Raw genomic sequence first — 16,455 nt, 5'->3', positions numbered from 1 at the left:
ATTGCACTGCACAATCCCAGCGTGTGGATTTATCCTTGATGCAACAATACATCGACACAGGTTACACACCAATGAGCTTCATTTTCGATTTCACCACGCGCGGACGCCGCCGCAAGGATCAGGATTTCCGCAATGCCATGGCCCTTCTGAATGCCATGAGCCCCTCGGATCGTGCCGATATCGGCATCAAGCAGGCGGACTTCACCCGCATCGCCCGGGAAATGACCCGCCGCTGATTTTGCTTTGGGGCAGGGTTGTGTTTTCCGCTCCTCAAAATTGCACAACCATAGTGCGTGGTTCTACGAGCTTGTCAAACCACGCACAGTGCCTGTGCAATCGACCTCCGGCTCAGCCGGATCAATCTACACCCATATGGCGCTTGCTCGCCAACGCTTCGACCATGATCGTTACAGTCTCCAGGTCATCGGGCGAAAGCACGCCGATGGCGGCGCGAATACGCTGCTGCGCAATCGGCTCGGGGTCGGTGTCTTCTCCGAACGACAGCAATCTGTCCGGAGTTGTATGCAGCACTTTGGCAATACGCACGACGGTCGCCAGATCAGGTTCACGCCTGCCGGTGACGTAATTGCTATACCGTTTCTCGCTTAGGCCAGCGCGGCGCGCTACATCCGCCTGATGAATACCAAGCTCTGTGGTTCGGAGGCGCAGATTTGATGCAAATGATTCCATGAGAACAATTTGTTCTGGCAAAAACCACAGGTCGATCTACAATATGACGATTTAATTTCGTCAATTTGTGGATAATACTATGTGGCTGACCAATTGTTTTGAATGGTTCATTTTTATCATCGGCTCGTCTCCCATCTGGGGCACCCTGCTTTTCCATGAATGGGAAGCGTCGATAAAACCGTGGCTGGTGCCGAAAGATAAGATTATGGAAATGACGGACATGCTGCTTGCAAAACATGGTGCGCGCGCTGGCTATCGCGCCCTGATCGAGGAAGAACATGCGTGGCGGTGCGGTGATATGGTGCAGCAGGGCATCTGGCGACGCGTTTACCGGGAGCTGCAGAGGCGGGGATGAATATTCACCCCCCTCTGGGCTGTCGCCCATCTCCCCCACAAGGGGGGAGATCAGCCTACATTACCGTCCTTGCGAAATCTGAAACAGTTCCTGTTGTGCGAAGGCGTTCATGTCAATGTGATCTCCCCCCTTGTGGGGGAGATGCCCGACAGGGCAGAGGGGGGTGAGAACATCCAATAGCATCCACAACACAGCAGCTTACATCCCCAAGCGGAAATGCTAAGAAGCTGGACATGACAACCAAACCGCGCATCACCATCCTTTATTGCACCCAATGCAGCTGGCTCCTCCGTTCCGCATGGATGGCGCAGGAACTGCTGTCCACCTTTGGCGCCGATCTGGGCGAGGTGGCCCTGATCCCCGGCACCGGCGGTGTGTTCGAGATACGCGTGGAGGGCGACCTGGTCTGGGAGCGCAAGCGCGACGGCGGTTTTCCCGAGGCCAAAGTGCTCAAGCAGAAGGTGCGTGATATCGTCTGGCCCGAGCGCGATCTCGGCCATTCCGACGGGCACAAGACCACCGGGGTCCCCGCCAGCAACGAGCGGAGCGAGGCGCTTAAGGGCGGGGCAGAGAGTTGAGTAAGCCCGAGGTTACGACATCACGACTGGACGACGCGGCGCGGGCTGGCTGGCTCTATTATGTGGCTGGCAACACGCAGGACGAGATTGCGGCCAAGCTTGGCATTTCGCGCCAGTCGGCGCAACGCATGGTGTCGCTGGCCGTGTCTGAAGGGCTGGTCAAGGTGCGGCTCGATCATCCCATTGCCCACTGCCTCGACCTCGCCGCGCAGATGAAAAAGCGCTTTGACCTCAAGATGGTGGAAGTGGTGCCGACCGATCCGGGCTCAACGTCGACAACGCTTGGTGTGGCTGACGCGGCGGCTGACGAAATGACCCGCTGGTTGAAATCCGAGACGCCGATCATTCTGGGCATCGGTACCGGCCGTACGCTGAAGGCGGCGATCGAGCTGCTGTCACCGATCGAATGTCCGCAGCATAAGGTCGTATCGCTCACCGGCAATATTTCGCCCGACGGCTCGGCAGCGTTCTACAACGTCATTTTCAACATTGCCGACAAAATCAAGGCGCGTTCCTTCCCGATGCCGCTGCCTGTAATTGCCTCCTCGCCGGAGGAGCGCGAGCTTCTGCACGCGCAGGCGATGATCCGCCCGGTGCTGGAATTGTCGGCGCAGGCCAATGTTGCCTTTCTCGGGATCGGCGACCTCGAGGATGATGCGCCGCTCTTCGTCGACGGCTTCATTTCGCGCGCTGAATTGCTGGCTTTGCGGCGCGCCGGAGCAGTGTGCGAAATCGTCGGGCGGGCGTTCGACCGCAACGGCGTGCCGATCGAGGGTCTCACGAATGACCGTGTTGCCAGTGCGCACATCCCTTCGCGCGAGACGGCAACGGTGATTGCCATTGCCAAGGGCCCCAAGAAACTGCCCGGTATAGTTGCCGCGATAAAAGGCAACCTGATCAATGGCTTGATCACAGACGAACGGACCGCGGAAGCCCTGCTCCGCACCGTCTGATTTCCCTCATTTTTCCCGATGCGAAGGCGCGATGCTGCAATGCAGCATCGATTGCCTCTTGACTTGTTTCGCGATTGTGTGAGTATTTGCCCATAAGACAAGCAATTGCTCATAACATTCACGGGAGGAATGAAATGTTAACAAGAACGCTTCTGCTCGGCGCTGCGTCAGTTTTGGCCATGGCGAGTTTCGCCAATGCCGAAACACTGACAATTGCCACGGTCAACAATGGCGACATGGTTCGCATGCAGAAATTGACCGACGACTTCACCAAGAAAAATCCTGACATCAAGCTGGAATGGGTAACGCTCGAAGAAAACGTGCTGCGCCAGCGTGTCACCACGGATATTGCCACCAAGGGCGGCCAGTACGACATCATGACCATCGGCACCTATGAAGTGCCGATCTGGGCCAAGCAGGGCTGGCTGTTGCCGCTCGACGGCCTCGCCAAGGATTATGACAAGGACGATCTCCTGCCGGCCATCCGCGATGCGGTTTCGGTCGACGGCAAGCTCTATGCTTCGCCCTTCTACGGCGAAAGCGCCATGGTCATGTATCGCAAGGATCTGGCTGAGAAGGCCGGTGTGACCATTCCGGAAAAGCCGACCTGGGACCAGATCGCCGAAGCGGCGAAGAAGATGACCGACAAGTCCACCGAGACCTATGGCATCTGCCTGCGCGGCAAGGCCGGCTGGGGTGAGAACATGGCGCTCCTGACCGCAACCGCGAATTCGTTTGGCGCGCGCTGGTTCGATGAAAAGTGGCATCCGCAGTTCGACCAGCCGGAATGGAAGCATGCGCTGAAGTTCTATGTCGACCTGATGAAGGAAGCCGGACCTCCCGGAGCATCCTCCAACGGCTTCAATGAAAACCTTGCGCTGTTCCAGACCGGCAAGTGCGGCATCTGGATCGATGCGACGGTGGCTGCGTCCTTCGTGACCAACCCGAAGGAATCCAAAGTTGCCGACAAGGTGGGCTATGCGCTCTTCCCGACGGGCGGCGTTGAAAACCACGGCAACTGGCTGTGGGCCTGGAACCTCGGTGTTCCTGCTGGCACCAAGAAGGCGGAAGCCGCGCAGAAGTTCGTCTCCTGGGCGACCGACAAGGCCTATACGGAACTTGTTGCAGCCAAGGAAGGCTGGGCGAACGTTCCTCCGGGCACGCGCTCCTCGCTCTATGCCAATCCGGAATATCAGAAGGCCGCGCCTTTCGCCAAGATCACGCTCGATGCCATGACTGCTGCGAACACCAGCAAGCCGACCATCAAGCCGGTGCCCTATACGGGCGGCCAGTTTGTGGCCATCCCTGAATTCCAGGGTCTCGGCACCGCCGTGGGCCAGCAGTTCTCCGCTGCCCTTGCCGGTTCCATGACCGTAGATCAGGCCTTGCAGGGTGCTCAGGCTCTCACAACACGTGAGATGACAAAGGGCGGCTATATCAAGTAGAATCCTCCTGGCTCCGGGCGGCTCCTGACGCGAATGTCAGGTGCCGCCCGGGCCTCCTTAAGGTTTTTTGGATTCCCGGTTTTCATAAACACTGTATCGGAACCCGACCATGGCTACGCTTCAGACACGTGCAACTGCCCGTATCATGATGTCGCCCGCCGTCATCCTGCTTTTTCTCTGGATGATCGTGCCGCTTGTCATGACGCTTTATTTCTCGTTCCTGCGTTACAATCTGTTGATGCCGGGAACCGAGGAATATATCGGCTTTCTCAACTATCAGTACTTTCTGACGGACCCGGCGTTCTTTACCGCGCTCGCCAATACGCTTATTCTGGTGGGCGGTACGCTGCTCATCACGGTCATTGGCGGTATTCTTCTGGCACTGGTGCTGGATCAGCCCTTCTTTGGACAGGGCATCGTCCGGCTGCTGGTCATCGCGCCGTTCTTCGTCATGCCGACGGTTTCGGCGCTGGTGTGGAAGAACATGCTGATGCATCCGGTCAACGGCCTCTTCGCCTGGATTGCCCGTTCCTTCGGGCTCCAGCCGATCGACTGGTTCGCACAGGTGCCGCTGTTCTCGATCATTCTCATTGTTGCCTGGCAATGGCTGCCTTTCGCCACGCTCATCCTGCTCACTGCCCTGCAGTCGCTGGATGGCGAGCAGAAGGAAGCGGCGGAGATGGACGGCGCCGGGGCAATCTCGCGTTTCATCTATCTCGTGCTGCCGCACTTGTCCCGGGCGATCACGGTTGTCATTCTGATCCAGACGATCTTCCTGCTCAGCGTCTTTGCCGAAATTCTGGTGACGACCAATGGCGGGCCGGGCATCCAGACGACCAACATCACTTATCTCATCTACATGCAGGCATTGCTGCAGTTCGATGTGGGGGGCGCTTCCGCTGGCGGTATCGTTGCGGTAGTCCTCGCCAACATCGTCGCCTTCTTCCTCATTCGCCTCATCGGCAAGAACCTGGAGAGGTAGGATCATGGCCCGCTCAACCACGACGCGAAGCAAAATCATCTTCACGGTCATCGGCTGGACCATCGGCTTCCTGATCTTCTTTCCGATCCTCTGGACGTTCCTCACCAGCTTCAAGTCCGAGGGAACGGCGATCGCAACACCGCCGCAGTTCCTGTTCTTCGACTGGACGCTTGAAAACTACCACGAGGTGCAGAGCCGTTCCGACTACTTCAAGCATTTCACCAATTCCGTGGTGATTTCGGTCGGGTCGACGCTGATCGGACTGGCACTCGCCATTCCGGCTGCCTGGGCCATGGCCTTCTCGCCGACCAAGCGCACCAAGGACATTCTGATGTGGATGCTCTCCACCAAGATGATGCCTGCGGTCGGTGTGCTGGTGCCGCTTTATCTGATCTTCCGCGACTGGGGATTGCTCGATACGCGTCTCGGCCTCGTTGCTGTCCTCACCATGATCAATCTGCCGATCATCGTCTGGATGCTCTACACCTACTTCAAGGAAATTCCAGGCGAGATTCTGGAAGCTGCACGCATGGACGGCGCATCCCTGATGAAGGAGATCGTCTACGTGCTGACGCCCATGGCGGTCCCCGGCATCGCCTCGACCATGCTGCTCAACATCATTCTGGCGTGGAACGAAGCATTCTGGACACTGAACCTGACCGCCGCCAATGCAGCGCCGCTCACTGCCTTTATCGCATCCTACTCAAGTCCCGAGGGCTTGTTCTGGGCCAAACTGTCAGCCGCATCCACCATGGCGATTGCCCCCATCCTGATCATGGGCTGGTTCTCGCAAAAGCAGCTGGTGCGCGGTTTGACCTTCGGCGCAGTGAAATAGGTTTCAGCCTTTGGCGCAGCCAAAAGAGATGGGAAAAATATTATGGGAAGCATTACACTCGAAAAAGTATCCAAGTCATTTGGAACCACCTCGGTCATTCCTGAAATCGATCTTGAGATTCACGATGGTGAGTTTGTCGTGTTCGTCGGGCCGTCCGGCTGCGGCAAGTCCACGCTTCTGCGTATGATCGCAGGTCTCGAGGACCTGAGCGGCGGCCGCATCATCATCGACGGCAAGGACATGTCCAGCGAGGCTCCGGCCAAGCGCGGACTGTCCATGGTCTTCCAATCCTATGCGCTTTATCCGCACATGACTGTTTACGGCAACATTGCCTTCCCTCTTAAAATGGATGGTCAGGAAAAGTCCGTCATCGACAAGAAGGTGAAGGATGCTGCGCATATCCTGAACCTCACCAACTATCTCGAACGCCGTCCGGGTCAGTTGTCCGGCGGTCAGCGCCAGCGCGTTGCCATCGGCCGGGCGATTGTGCGTCAGCCGAAGGCATTCCTCTTCGACGAGCCGCTGTCCAACCTGGATGCGGCGCTGCGCGGCAACATGCGTCTGGAGATCAGCGATCTGCACCATCAGTTGAAGACAACCATGATCTACGTCACCCACGATCAGGTGGAGGCCATGACCATGGCCGACAAGATCGTGGTGCTGAATGCCGGGCGCATCGAACAGGTGGGTTCGCCGATGGAACTCTATCGCAACCCGAAGAACGTTTTTGTTGCCGGGTTCATCGGCTCGCCGCGCATGAACCTCATTGAAGGTGCGGAAGCCGCCAAGCACAAAGTCACGACGCTCGGCGTTCGCCCTGAGCACATCCGCATTTCGACGACGGACGGCGAATGGAAGGGCAAAGTCGGTGTGACCGAGCATCTCGGTTCCGATACCTTCATCCATACCCAGATCGATGGTATCGGCCAGGTGACCGTGCGTACCGACGGTGATTTTGACACTAGACATGGCCAGCCGATTTTCCTCACGCCGGACCCGGCACGGCTTCATCGATTTGGCGCGGACGGACAGGTGATTTGAAATGAGCAGACTAGCAGGCAAGACGGCGTTCATCACGGGATCGGCGCGCGGCATCGGCCGCGCCTTCGCGGAAGCCTATCTCAAGGAAGGCGCTGCCCACGTGGTGATTGCCGATATCGATCTGGCCCGGGCGCAGGAAACCGCGTCGGAACTGGGTGAAGGCGCCTATGCGGTTCGGCTCGATGTGACGGATCAGACGTCCATCGATGCAGCCGTCAAGGAAACCGTCGACAAATTCGGCGGGATCGACATCCTCGTCAATAACGCGGCCCTGTTCGATATGTCGCCTACCGTCGAGATCACCCGCGCCAGCTATGACAAGCTTTTTGCCGTAAACTTCTCCGGTACACTGTTTACGCTTCAGGCCGTGGCCAAGGCGATGATTGCACGCGGCAAGGGCGGCAAGATCATCAATATGGCGAGCCAGGCCGGACGCCGGGGTGAAGCGCTGGTTGCCATCTATTGTGCAACGAAGGCGGCCGTCATCAGCCTGACCCAGTCCACCGGGCAGGATCTGATCAAACACAAGATCAATGTGAATGCGATTGCCCCCGGCGTTGTCGATGGCGAGCACTGGTCTGGGGTCGATGCACTCTTTGCCAAGTACGAAAACCGGCCGCTCGGCGAGAAGAAGCGTCTGGTCGGCGAGGCGGTTCCCTATGGCCGCATGGGCACGGCAGAAGACCTGACCGGCATGGCGGTTTTCCTTGCCAGCAGTGACAGCGATTACGTGGTTGCACAGACATACAATGTCGACGGCGGCAACTGGATGAACTGAGCGAGCGCTCGGCTGTTTCTGTGCCCTTGGATCGGGGCACAGGCGCGACTTCATTTGAAAAGAGGGGTTAGGCCCGATGACTGTTAAACTCTCCAAAAGCGCTTTGCAGCAGCTTCCCGCCAATGTCGCCGTGCCGGGCTACGATCAGTCCGGCCTGAAGGCCGGTATCATCCATTTCGGCATCGGCAATTTCCATCGCGCCCATCAGGCCGTCTATCTCGATGATCTGTTCAACGCGGGCAGCGATCACGAATGGGCTATCGTCGGTGCCGGCGTTCTGGCTTCAGACGAGACCATGCGTCAGAAACTGAAGGAGCAGGACTGGCTGACCACGGTTGTCGAGCAGGATAGCGGCCATCGCACCGCGCGAATCACCGCTTCCATGATCGATTATCTGAAACCGGGTGAAACCGAAAACACGATTACCCGTTTGGCCGATCCCGAAATCCGTATCGTGTCACTCACTATCACTGAAGGTGGCTATTTCATTGATCCGGCTTCCGGTGTGTTCAACCCGCGGCATCCGGCGATTGTTGCCGATGCAGCCAATATTGGCGATCCCAAGACGGTGTTCGGTCTCATTCTGGCCGGGCTGATCCGCCGCCGCAGCGAAGGAACCGCGCCCTATACGGTGATGTCCTGTGACAACATCCCGGGCAATGGTCATGTCACCAGCGACGCCATCAGCGGCCTCGCGGCGCTTGTCGATGCGGATCTGGCCAGGTGGGTGAAGGACAATGTTGCCTTCCCCAACAGCATGGTCGACCGTATCACGCCGGCAACTTCCGACCGGGAACGCGGAATGCTCGCGAGCGATTTCGGTGTCGAGGACAATTGGCCGGTTTTCTGCGAGCCCTTCAAGCAGTGGGTGCTCGAAGATCACTTTCCGACGGGCCGCCCAGCACTGGAAAAGGTCGGGGTGACCTTTGTTCAGGATGTTGCTCCCTATGAGCTGATGAAAATCCGCATTCTCAATGGTGGTCACGCAACGATCGCCTATCCGGCAGCGCTGATGGACATTCACTTCGTGCATGAGGCCATGGAAGAGCCGCTGATCCGTGGATTTCTTGGCAAGCTCGAACGGGAAGAGATCATTCCGGTCCTCCCGCCCGTACCCGGTGTCACCTTTGAGGAATATTACGATCTGATCGACCGGCGTTTCTCCAATCCGAAGATCGGCGATACGATCCAGCGCCTGTGTCAGGACGGTTCCAACCGTCAGCCGAAATTCATCCTGCCGACCACGGCGGACCGGCTGAAGGCTGGCCAGAGCATAACGGGTCTGTCGCTGGTTTCGGCGCTTTGGTGCCGGTTCTGCGAGGGAGCGACCGATAGTGGTAAGCCGACGAACTATCTGGATGCCAATGCTGAACGGCTGAAGGTTGAGGCGGTAAAGGCCAAAAGCGATCCGAAGGCATTTCTGGCAATGAGCGATATTTTCGGTGATGTCGGAACGTCGCCCGTCTTCGAGGAATCGTTCTCCCGGATTTTGAAAACCCTTTGGGACAAGGGCACGCGCGAGACATTGAAACTTTATCTCGCAGACAAGCTGTAGGGTGCGAGCCATGTTCATTTTGTATTTGCAGCATAAGTACCCGTCAGTCGTGACTGGTCAAACGCAATGACAGCTCCCGCGCTCGTTATCTTCGATTGTGATGGTGTTCTCGTGGACAGCGAGCCGATCTCCATTGCCGTCCTTCTCGATATGATCGCCAAGAGCGGTACAACGTTGTCCGAGGATGAAGCATACGAGATGTTTCTCGGGCGCAGCATGGCGACGATCAGCAAGATTCTGCACGATGATTATGGCTTTGCCGCCAGTGATGCGGATCTGGAAGACATGCGCGCCAATCTTTATGCACGCTTTCGCACAGATCTGAAGCCGATCCCGGGCATAGCCGAAACGTTGAGCCATCTTGATCTGCCACGCTGTGTTGCCTCATCAAGCCAGCCCGACCGGATTCGCCTCTCGCTCAAACTGACCGGACTTCTCGATCTGCTGGAGCCCAATATTTTCAGCGCGACGATGGTCAAGCACGGCAAGCCGGCGCCTGACTTGTTCCTGCATGCGGCCAAGTCGATGAATACCAATCCTGCGGATTGCGTGGTGATCGAAGACAGCCCCGCAGGCATTGAGGCGGCCAAACGTGCTGGCATGCGGGTCTTCGCTTTCACCGGCGGAACCCATGCGCGTGGCGGCCGTTTGGAAGCTGCGCTTGCGTCTCTCGGGCCAGACCTTATATTCGGCGACATGCTGGAATTGCCAGGTCTGTTGTCATCGCTGCAGGCCCGAACAGACGTTCATTAGAGCGTTCCGGTTCACGACAAGCCGGAAGGTTCGAATGCCAGATTTCGTATGTGCTGTGGATGTGGGAACGGGAAGCGCCCGCGCGGGCATTCTTGACACCAAAGGCAATCTGCTAGGCCGGGTCGAACATCCCATCCTGATGAACCGTCCGCTGCCTGATCACGCCGAACATGATTCGGAAGATATCTGGAAATCTGTCTGTATTGCGGTTCAAGGGGCAATCGCGGCCTCAAAAGTTGCTCCGGCCGATATTGTTGGCATCAGTTTCGACGCGACCTGCTCGCTGGTCGTGCGCGACAAGGACGGTAAGCCCCTGACTGTCTCGACCGGTGGAGATAACCGCTGGGACACGATCGTCTGGCTGGACCATCGTGCTCTGGATGAGTCGGATGAATGCACGGCAACTGGCCACGACGTTCTCAAATATCTCGGCGGCGTCATGTCGCCGGAAATGCAGACACCCAAACTGATGTGGCTCAAGCGGCACCTGCCCAATTCCTGGGACAAGGCCGGATACTTTTTTGATCTTGCCGATTTTCTCAGCTGGAAGGCATCGGGTTCCCTGGCGCGGTCGCAATGCACAATCACCTGCAAATGGACGTATCTGGCGCATGAAGAACCGGGCTGGCAGAGTGATTATCTCAAAGAGGTTGGCATTGCTGACATGGTGGAACGTGGGCACCTGCCGGAGCGGGCCAGCCCCGTGGGTACCGATGTCGGTACACTGACGCCGGAGGCTGCGAAGGCGCTCGGGCTCACCACCCGTTGCCATGTGGGTGCGGGGCTGATCGATGCCTATGCCGGGGCGCTCGGCGTCCTCGGTGGTTTTGCCGGTGATCTCTCGGAAATAGACCGGCATCTGGCTTTGATCGCCGGAACCTCCAGTTGCCTGATGGCACTGTCGCAGGAGCCGATCTCGTTCAACGGCGTTTGGGGCCCCTATTATGGCGCGGCGCTGCCGGATTGCTGGTTGAGCGAAGGCGGGCAATCGGTTTCAGGTGCGCTTCTTGATCACATCATTCGCTGGCACGGTGCCGCTGGCGAGCCGAATGCCGCCCTGCACCAGAAGATCACTGATCGCGTCATGGAACTGCGGGAAAAGGAAGGGCTCGATCTCGCGGGTAGGATGCATATCCTGCCCGATTTTCATGGCAACCGGTCCCCCCTGGCTGATCCGCATGCGGTGGGTGTCATCAGCGGCCTTACATTGGATGCATCGTTTGACAGTCTGTGTCGGCTTTACTGGCGCACCTCGGTCGGTATTGCTTTGGGCGTGCGGCATGTTCTCGATGCGCTGAACGAGCGTGGTTATGCCATCGACACCATGCATGTCACGGGCGGCCACACCAAGAATCCCTTGCTCATGGAGCTCTATGCCGACGCGACTGGGTGCACGGTCATCACATCCGCCGCCGAAGATGCCGTACTTCTCGGCACGGCGATGGTTGCGGCAACGGCAGCCGGACTTTATCCGAATTTGCCCGCCGCCTGTATTGCGATGAAACAAGGTGGGCACCCGCGCCAGCCCGAGCCAAAGGCGCGCAAGCGTTTTGACCGGGATTACCGCATTTTCCTCGAAATGCATGCCCAGCGCAAAGTGCTGGACGCGATGCAATAAGCGCTTGGAACGAATGCTGCCCTTATCTCTCCCTATGCGGGGGAGAACAGTAATCCGCTAGTGCGCCTCATCCCAATTGTTTGCTGCGCGAGCATCAACCTGGAGTGGCACTGACAGGGAAATCGCCGGCATGGCGGCATTTTCCATAATGTCACGAATGATAGGAATGGTCGCTTCGACTTCCGCTTCGGCGGTCTCGAAAATCAGCTCGTCGTGCACCTGCAACAGCATGCGCGCAGAAAGCTTTGCGTCACTCAGCGCCGGTTCTATCCGCACCATGGCACGGCGGATGATGTCGGCGGCCGAACCCTGAATCGGGGCATTGATGGATGCGCGTTCATTGAAAGCGCGCACCTGCGGATTGGACGAACGGATTTCCGGATAATGCGCCCGGCGTCCGAAGATCGTCTCGACATAGCCGTTCTGCCGGGCAAAGGCCTTGGTCGCCTCCATGTAGTCCTTGATGCCGGGGAAGCGCTCGAAATAGGTGCGGATATACTGGCCGGCCTCTTCGCGCGGAATGGACAGCTGGTTGGCAAGGCCAAAGGCCGAAATGCCGTAGATGATGCCGAAGTTGATCGCCTTGGCGCGGCGGCGCACTTCCGAGGGCATGTCCTTGACCGGAACACCGAACATTTCCGATGCGGTCATCGCATGAATGTCGATGCCATCGGCAAAGGCCTGTGTGAGCTGGGGAATCTCGGCGACATGCGCAAGGACCCGCAATTCAATCTGGCTGTAGTCGGCCGAAATCAGCTTATTGCCCGGATCGGCGATAAAAGCCGTGCGTATCTTGCGGCCCTCGCTGGTGCGAACAGGAATGTTCTGCAGGTTCGGTTCCGACGAGGAAAGCCGCCCCGTGGAGGTCGCGGCCATGGCATAGGACGTGTGCACCCGCTTGGTATCCGGGTGGATATAGCCGGGCAGGGCATCAGTATAGGTGGATTTGAGCTTGGTCAGCTGGCGCCAGTCGACGATCTTGCGCGGCAGTTCATGTCCTTCTGCCGCAAGGTCTTCCAGCACCTGTGCCGATGTGGACCATTGTCCTGTCTTGGTCTTCGAGCCGCCGGGAAGGCTCATCTTGCCGAACAGGATATCGCCAAGCTGTTTGGGCGAGCCGATATTGAGCTTTTCTCCGGCAAGCTGGTAAATCTCGTGCTCGATCGCGCCAGCTGCCTGAGCCAGATCGCCGGAGAGGCGTGACAGAATCTGCCGGTCGACGGAAATGCCGCGTTCTTCCATTCGTGCCAGTACGGCAACGAGTGGCCGCTCCAGCCGTTCATAGACCGAGACAAGCCCATCTTCAACCAGGCGCGGTTTGAGCAGGCGCCAAAGGCGCAGTGTCACATCGGCATCTTCGGCGGCGTAGGACGTTGCACGGTCAATATCGACCATATCAAATGTAATGGATGACTTACCGCTACCCGCTACATCCTTGTAGGCAATCGGCGTGTGGCCCAGCCAGCGCTCGGACAGGGCATCCATCCCATGGGTGCCTTCGCCTGCATCAAGCACATAGGAGATCAGCATCGTATCATCGAACGGATGCGGATCGATGCCATAGCGGTGCATCACCAGCCAGTCATACTTCATATTGTGTGCGATTTTGAGCACCGACCGGTCCTCAAGCAGCGGCTTCAATGCCCGTAAGGCGTCGTCGAGCGGAATCTGACCTTCGACGGTACCGCCACCGAGGAGGTCACCCGTTCCGGACTTGTGATTGAGCGGGATATAGCAGGCGTGTCCCGGCCGGATGGCGAGGGAGAAGCCCACCAGCTCGGTCTGCATCGGATCAAGTGATGTCGTCTCCGTATCGAATGCAACCAGTCCGGCTTCGGTCGCCTCATTGATCCAGACCTGCAGCGTGGCGAGATCGCGGATGCAGGTATAGGCTGCCGTGTCGATCTTCGAAGCCAGAGCCTCGTCGGTGCGCGCCTTTACCAGATCGGCGGGCAGCATTGCGCCGGTATCGGATTTGTCCTGTGGTTTCTCGGTGGCGGCAGCGGGAGCAGTTCCGTCAGGGATCTCGACATCGGGACCGTGCGCCTCGGCAACGGTATCCACCGATACCTGCAATGGCTCGATGGCTGCGGCGTCGATGCCCGTCGCTTCGGCCGCACGCCGGGTGAGCGAGGTGAATTCCATTGCCTTGAGGAACGCGACCAGTTTCGGCCCGTTCTGTGGTTCAAGGCCGAACTCTTCAAGGCCCACATCAATGGGCGTATCAGTCTTCAGGGTGACGAGCTGGCGCGAAATACGAGCCTGTTCGGCAAATTCGATAATGTTTTCACGCCGCTTCTGCTGTTTGATTTCGCCGGCGCGGGACAGCAGCGTATCGAGGTCGCCGAACTCTTCCAGAAGCTGTGCGGCCGTCTTTGGTCCGATACCGGGAATGCCGGGGACATTGTCGGTGGAATCGCCTGTCAAAGCCTGCAGGTCGATCATCTTTTCCGGCGGCACGCCCCACTTCTCGATGACGTCAGGGATGCCGATCTGCTTGTCCTTCATACTGTCATACATCGACACCAGAGGGGTCACGAGCTGCATCAGATCCTTGTCGGAAGAGATGATGGTGACTTCGGCGCCGACGGCTTCCGCCATTCGCGCATAGGTGGCGATCAGGTCATCCGCCTCGTAGCCTTCCTTTTCGATGCAGGGAAGGTTGAAGGCCTTGGTCGCCTGGCGGATCAGTCCGAACTGCGGAATGAGGTCCTCCGGCGGCGCCGAGCGGTTTGCCTTGTATTCCGGATAGATTTCCTTACGGAACGTGTTTGAAGAATAATCGAAGATGACAGCGAAATGCGTGGGCGTCACCCGCACTGATGTATCTCTGGCCTCCCGCAGCAGCTTCCACAGCATGTTGCAGAAACCCGACACTGCGCCCACCGGCAGACCATCCGATTTGCGGGTAAGGGGCGGCAATGCATGATAGGCCCGGAAGATATAACCAGAACCGTCGACGAGGAAGAGATGATCACCTTTTTTCATGGTGCCTACGATTAAATGATCATCTGGAAAAAGGAAATGATCTGTCTTTCCCATGCACCGAAAGATCGTGGGATAGCGGGTCTCTCCTGACACAATTTGCTGATCCAGATTATCCGCGCTTTTGCCGATAGGGGCGGGGTGGTGAACATATCACTCTCTGATCACGCGTTTGTTACAAAGATGTAATGTTCCGTGCCCTTGAATTGCCATGGTTTGAGACCCAAATCCAACTTGTCGACATTAGATCGATGTCCGGGATTTAAGGCTCGTCCCCCGCCTTCCCCGGACTTGCGGTAACCTCATCCCCCCTCTCCGGGTTGCCGCATCTGAGTGTAGTGATCTGGTCGCCTGTGGTCCCCCCGCCACGGCGGCCATTTCTTTTTCGGGTCACTTTTTTCTGCCGATGTTCGGAAAATGGGCTAAGAAGAATTCCCTTCACGAATCCCGGTCCAACAAATTCAGGAATTACCATGTCAGTGCTTGAACCTGTCTTGAACGCCCTTGATACAAATCTCGATAAAAGCCTCGAGCGGCTGTTCGAACTGTTGAAGATCAAGTCCATTTCGACCGATCCCGCATTCAAGGCAGAATGCCGCAAGGCTGCCGAATGGCTGGTTGCCGATCTGAAGACCATCGGCTTCGAAGCCAGTGTGCGTGACACGCCGGGTCATCCTATGGTGGTGGCCCACCATGAGGGGCCCAGCGCCGACGCACCGCATGTTCTTTTCTATGGCCATTATGACGTGCAGCCGGTTGATCCGCTTGAGCTCTGGGAGAATGATCCGTTTGCCCCTGCAATCAAGGATGTTGGTAACGGCCGCAAGATCCTGACAGGCCGCGGCACCGCTGATGACAAAGGTCAGCTGATGACTTTTGTCGAAGCCTGCCGGGCTTACAAGGAAGTGCATGGCAAGTTGCCTGTCAAAGTCTCCATTTTGTTTGAAGGAGAAGAAGAGTCCGGTTCGCCGTCACTGAAGCCTTTCCTGAATGCGCACAGGGACGAACTCAAGGCTGATTTCGCCCTCGTTTGCGATACGGGCATGTGGGACAGGGAAACTCCTGCTATCGCCGTTGGTCTGCGTGGACTGGTCGGCGAGGAAATTGTCGTCAAGGCCGCTGATCGTGATCTGCACTCCGGCGCCTTTGGCGGTGCCGCTGCAAACCCGATCCATATCCTCGCGAAAATTCTCGCAGACCTGCATGATGAAACGGGCGCAGTTACAATACCCGGCTTCTATGATGGCGTTGAGGAAACCCCGACGCAAATTCTGCAGACCTGGAACGGTCTCGGCGGTACGCCGGAAAATTTCCTTGGACCCATTGGTCTTTCCATTCCATCCGGCGAGAAGGGCCGTTCGATCCTGGAATTGGTCTGGGCGCGTCCGACTGCCGAGATCAATGGCGTGATTGGCGGCTATACCGGACAGGGTTTCAAGACCGTCATCGCCGCTCAGGCGTCCGCCAAAATATCCTTCCGCCTCGTCCATAAACAAAACCCTGCAAAAATCCGCGAAGCCTTCCGCGCCTTCGTCAGGGAACGCATTCCCGCTGACTGCTCGGTGGAATTCCATGAACATGGCGGATCGCCGGCGATCCAGCTTTCTTATGACTCCCCGCTTTTGGCCAAGGCCAAGACTGCATTGAGTGACGAATGGCCCAAGCCGGCCGTGCTGATTGCCATGGGCGGGTCAATTCCGATTGTCGGCGATTTCCAGAATATGCTGGGTATGGAATCACTTCTCGTCGGCTTCGGCCTTGAGGACGACCGTATCCATTCCCCCAATGAAAAATATGAGCTGAACTCCTTCCACAAGGGGCAGCGGTCCTGGGCACGCATCCTTGATGTGCTGGCCAGGTCATAACTGATAGAACCGGAGAGATTTG

General features: G+C 57.7%; 15 protein-coding genes. 13 read left to right on the top strand and 2 right to left on the bottom strand.

The annotated features are described in order from the left end of the window. Positions 1-71 precede the first annotated feature (71 nt). A complete protein-coding gene (locus FHW16_RS06105; RefSeq protein ID WP_210278022.1) occupies positions 72-236 on the top strand; it encodes a hypothetical protein in 165 nt (54 codons plus the stop codon). 121 nt (positions 237-357) lie between these two features. On the opposite strand, the gene FHW16_RS06100 is transcribed toward FHW16_RS06105, so the two are convergent. Next, entirely contained in the window at positions 358-690 is a 333-nt protein-coding gene (locus FHW16_RS06100; RefSeq protein ID WP_182548214.1) for a helix-turn-helix domain-containing protein, read from the bottom strand. 79 nt (positions 691-769) lie between these two features. On the opposite strand from FHW16_RS06100, the gene FHW16_RS06095 reads away from it, so the two are divergent. The 11 genes from FHW16_RS06095 to FHW16_RS06045 all read left to right on the top strand — a co-directional run bounded on the left by FHW16_RS06095 (position 770) and on the right by FHW16_RS06045 (position 11,583). After that, positions 770-1,045: a hypothetical protein gene (locus tag FHW16_RS06095; RefSeq protein WP_182548213.1), complete on the top strand. Its 276-nt coding sequence runs from the start codon at positions 770-772 to the stop codon at positions 1,043-1,045. A gap of 233 nt (positions 1,046-1,278) precedes the next feature. Then, the gene (locus FHW16_RS06090; protein WP_182548212.1) at positions 1,279-1,623 is read left to right on the top strand and encodes a SelT/SelW/SelH family protein; all 345 of its coding nucleotides are present in this window, start codon (positions 1,279-1,281) and stop codon (positions 1,621-1,623) included. Beyond that, positions 1,620-2,576 carry a sugar-binding transcriptional regulator gene (locus tag FHW16_RS06085; protein WP_182548211.1) on the top strand — a complete coding sequence of 319 codons (957 nt, stop codon included), beginning with the start codon at positions 1,620-1,622 and terminating at the stop codon, positions 2,574-2,576. The genes FHW16_RS06090 and FHW16_RS06085 overlap by 4 nt, the downstream gene beginning before the upstream one ends. Positions 2,577-2,710: 134 nt before the next feature. Further along, complete coding sequence (locus tag FHW16_RS06080; protein WP_182548210.1) at positions 2,711-4,021, top strand: ABC transporter substrate-binding protein; 1,311 nt, start codon at positions 2,711-2,713, stop codon at positions 4,019-4,021. A 109-nt stretch (positions 4,022-4,130) separates the two neighbouring features. Further along, positions 4,131-5,003: a carbohydrate ABC transporter permease gene (locus tag FHW16_RS06075; RefSeq protein ID WP_182548209.1), complete on the top strand. Its 873-nt coding sequence runs from the start codon at positions 4,131-4,133 to the stop codon at positions 5,001-5,003. Between the two features lie 4 nt (positions 5,004-5,007). Beyond that, positions 5,008-5,838, top strand: coding sequence for a carbohydrate ABC transporter permease (locus FHW16_RS06070; RefSeq protein ID WP_182548208.1), 831 nt, complete (start codon positions 5,008-5,010; stop codon positions 5,836-5,838). Between the two features lie 42 nt (positions 5,839-5,880). After that, on the top strand, positions 5,881-6,879 hold the full coding sequence (locus FHW16_RS06065; protein WP_182548207.1) for an ABC transporter ATP-binding protein: 999 nt from the start codon (positions 5,881-5,883) through the stop codon (positions 6,877-6,879). A gap of 1 nt (position 6,880) precedes the next feature. After that, positions 6,881-7,657, top strand: coding sequence for an L-iditol 2-dehydrogenase (locus FHW16_RS06060; protein ID WP_182548206.1), 777 nt, complete (start codon positions 6,881-6,883; stop codon positions 7,655-7,657). A gap of 76 nt (positions 7,658-7,733) precedes the next feature. Continuing rightward, a complete protein-coding gene (locus tag FHW16_RS06055) occupies positions 7,734-9,212 on the top strand; it encodes a mannitol dehydrogenase family protein (RefSeq protein ID WP_182548205.1) in 1,479 nt (492 codons plus the stop codon). A gap of 66 nt (positions 9,213-9,278) precedes the next feature. Then, on the top strand, positions 9,279-9,965 hold the full coding sequence (locus tag FHW16_RS06050; protein ID WP_182548204.1) for an HAD family hydrolase: 687 nt from the start codon (positions 9,279-9,281) through the stop codon (positions 9,963-9,965). A gap of 34 nt (positions 9,966-9,999) precedes the next feature. Beyond that, positions 10,000-11,583 carry an FGGY-family carbohydrate kinase gene (locus FHW16_RS06045; RefSeq protein ID WP_182548203.1) on the top strand — a complete coding sequence of 528 codons (1,584 nt, stop codon included), beginning with the start codon at positions 10,000-10,002 and terminating at the stop codon, positions 11,581-11,583. A 57-nt stretch (positions 11,584-11,640) separates the two neighbouring features. Here the strand turns inward: FHW16_RS06045 and polA are convergent, their stop codons facing one another. Continuing rightward, positions 11,641-14,571 carry a DNA polymerase I gene (gene polA, locus FHW16_RS06040; protein WP_182548202.1) on the bottom strand — a complete coding sequence of 977 codons (2,931 nt, stop codon included), beginning with the start codon at positions 14,569-14,571 and terminating at the stop codon, positions 11,641-11,643. 470 nt (positions 14,572-15,041) lie between these two features. On the opposite strand from polA, the gene FHW16_RS06035 reads away from it, so the two are divergent. Then, positions 15,042-16,433, top strand: a complete 1,392-nt coding sequence (locus FHW16_RS06035; RefSeq protein ID WP_210278021.1) for a M20/M25/M40 family metallo-hydrolase — start codon at positions 15,042-15,044, stop codon at positions 16,431-16,433. Positions 16,434-16,455: the final 22 nt, after the last annotated feature.

The organism is Phyllobacterium myrsinacearum (assembly GCF_014138285.1).
Taxonomy (GTDB): Bacteria; Pseudomonadota; Alphaproteobacteria; order Rhizobiales; family Rhizobiaceae; genus Phyllobacterium; species Phyllobacterium myrsinacearum_A.
Note: the sequence above shows the minus strand (reverse complement) of the source record. Positions and strands in the feature narration are given on the sequence as shown.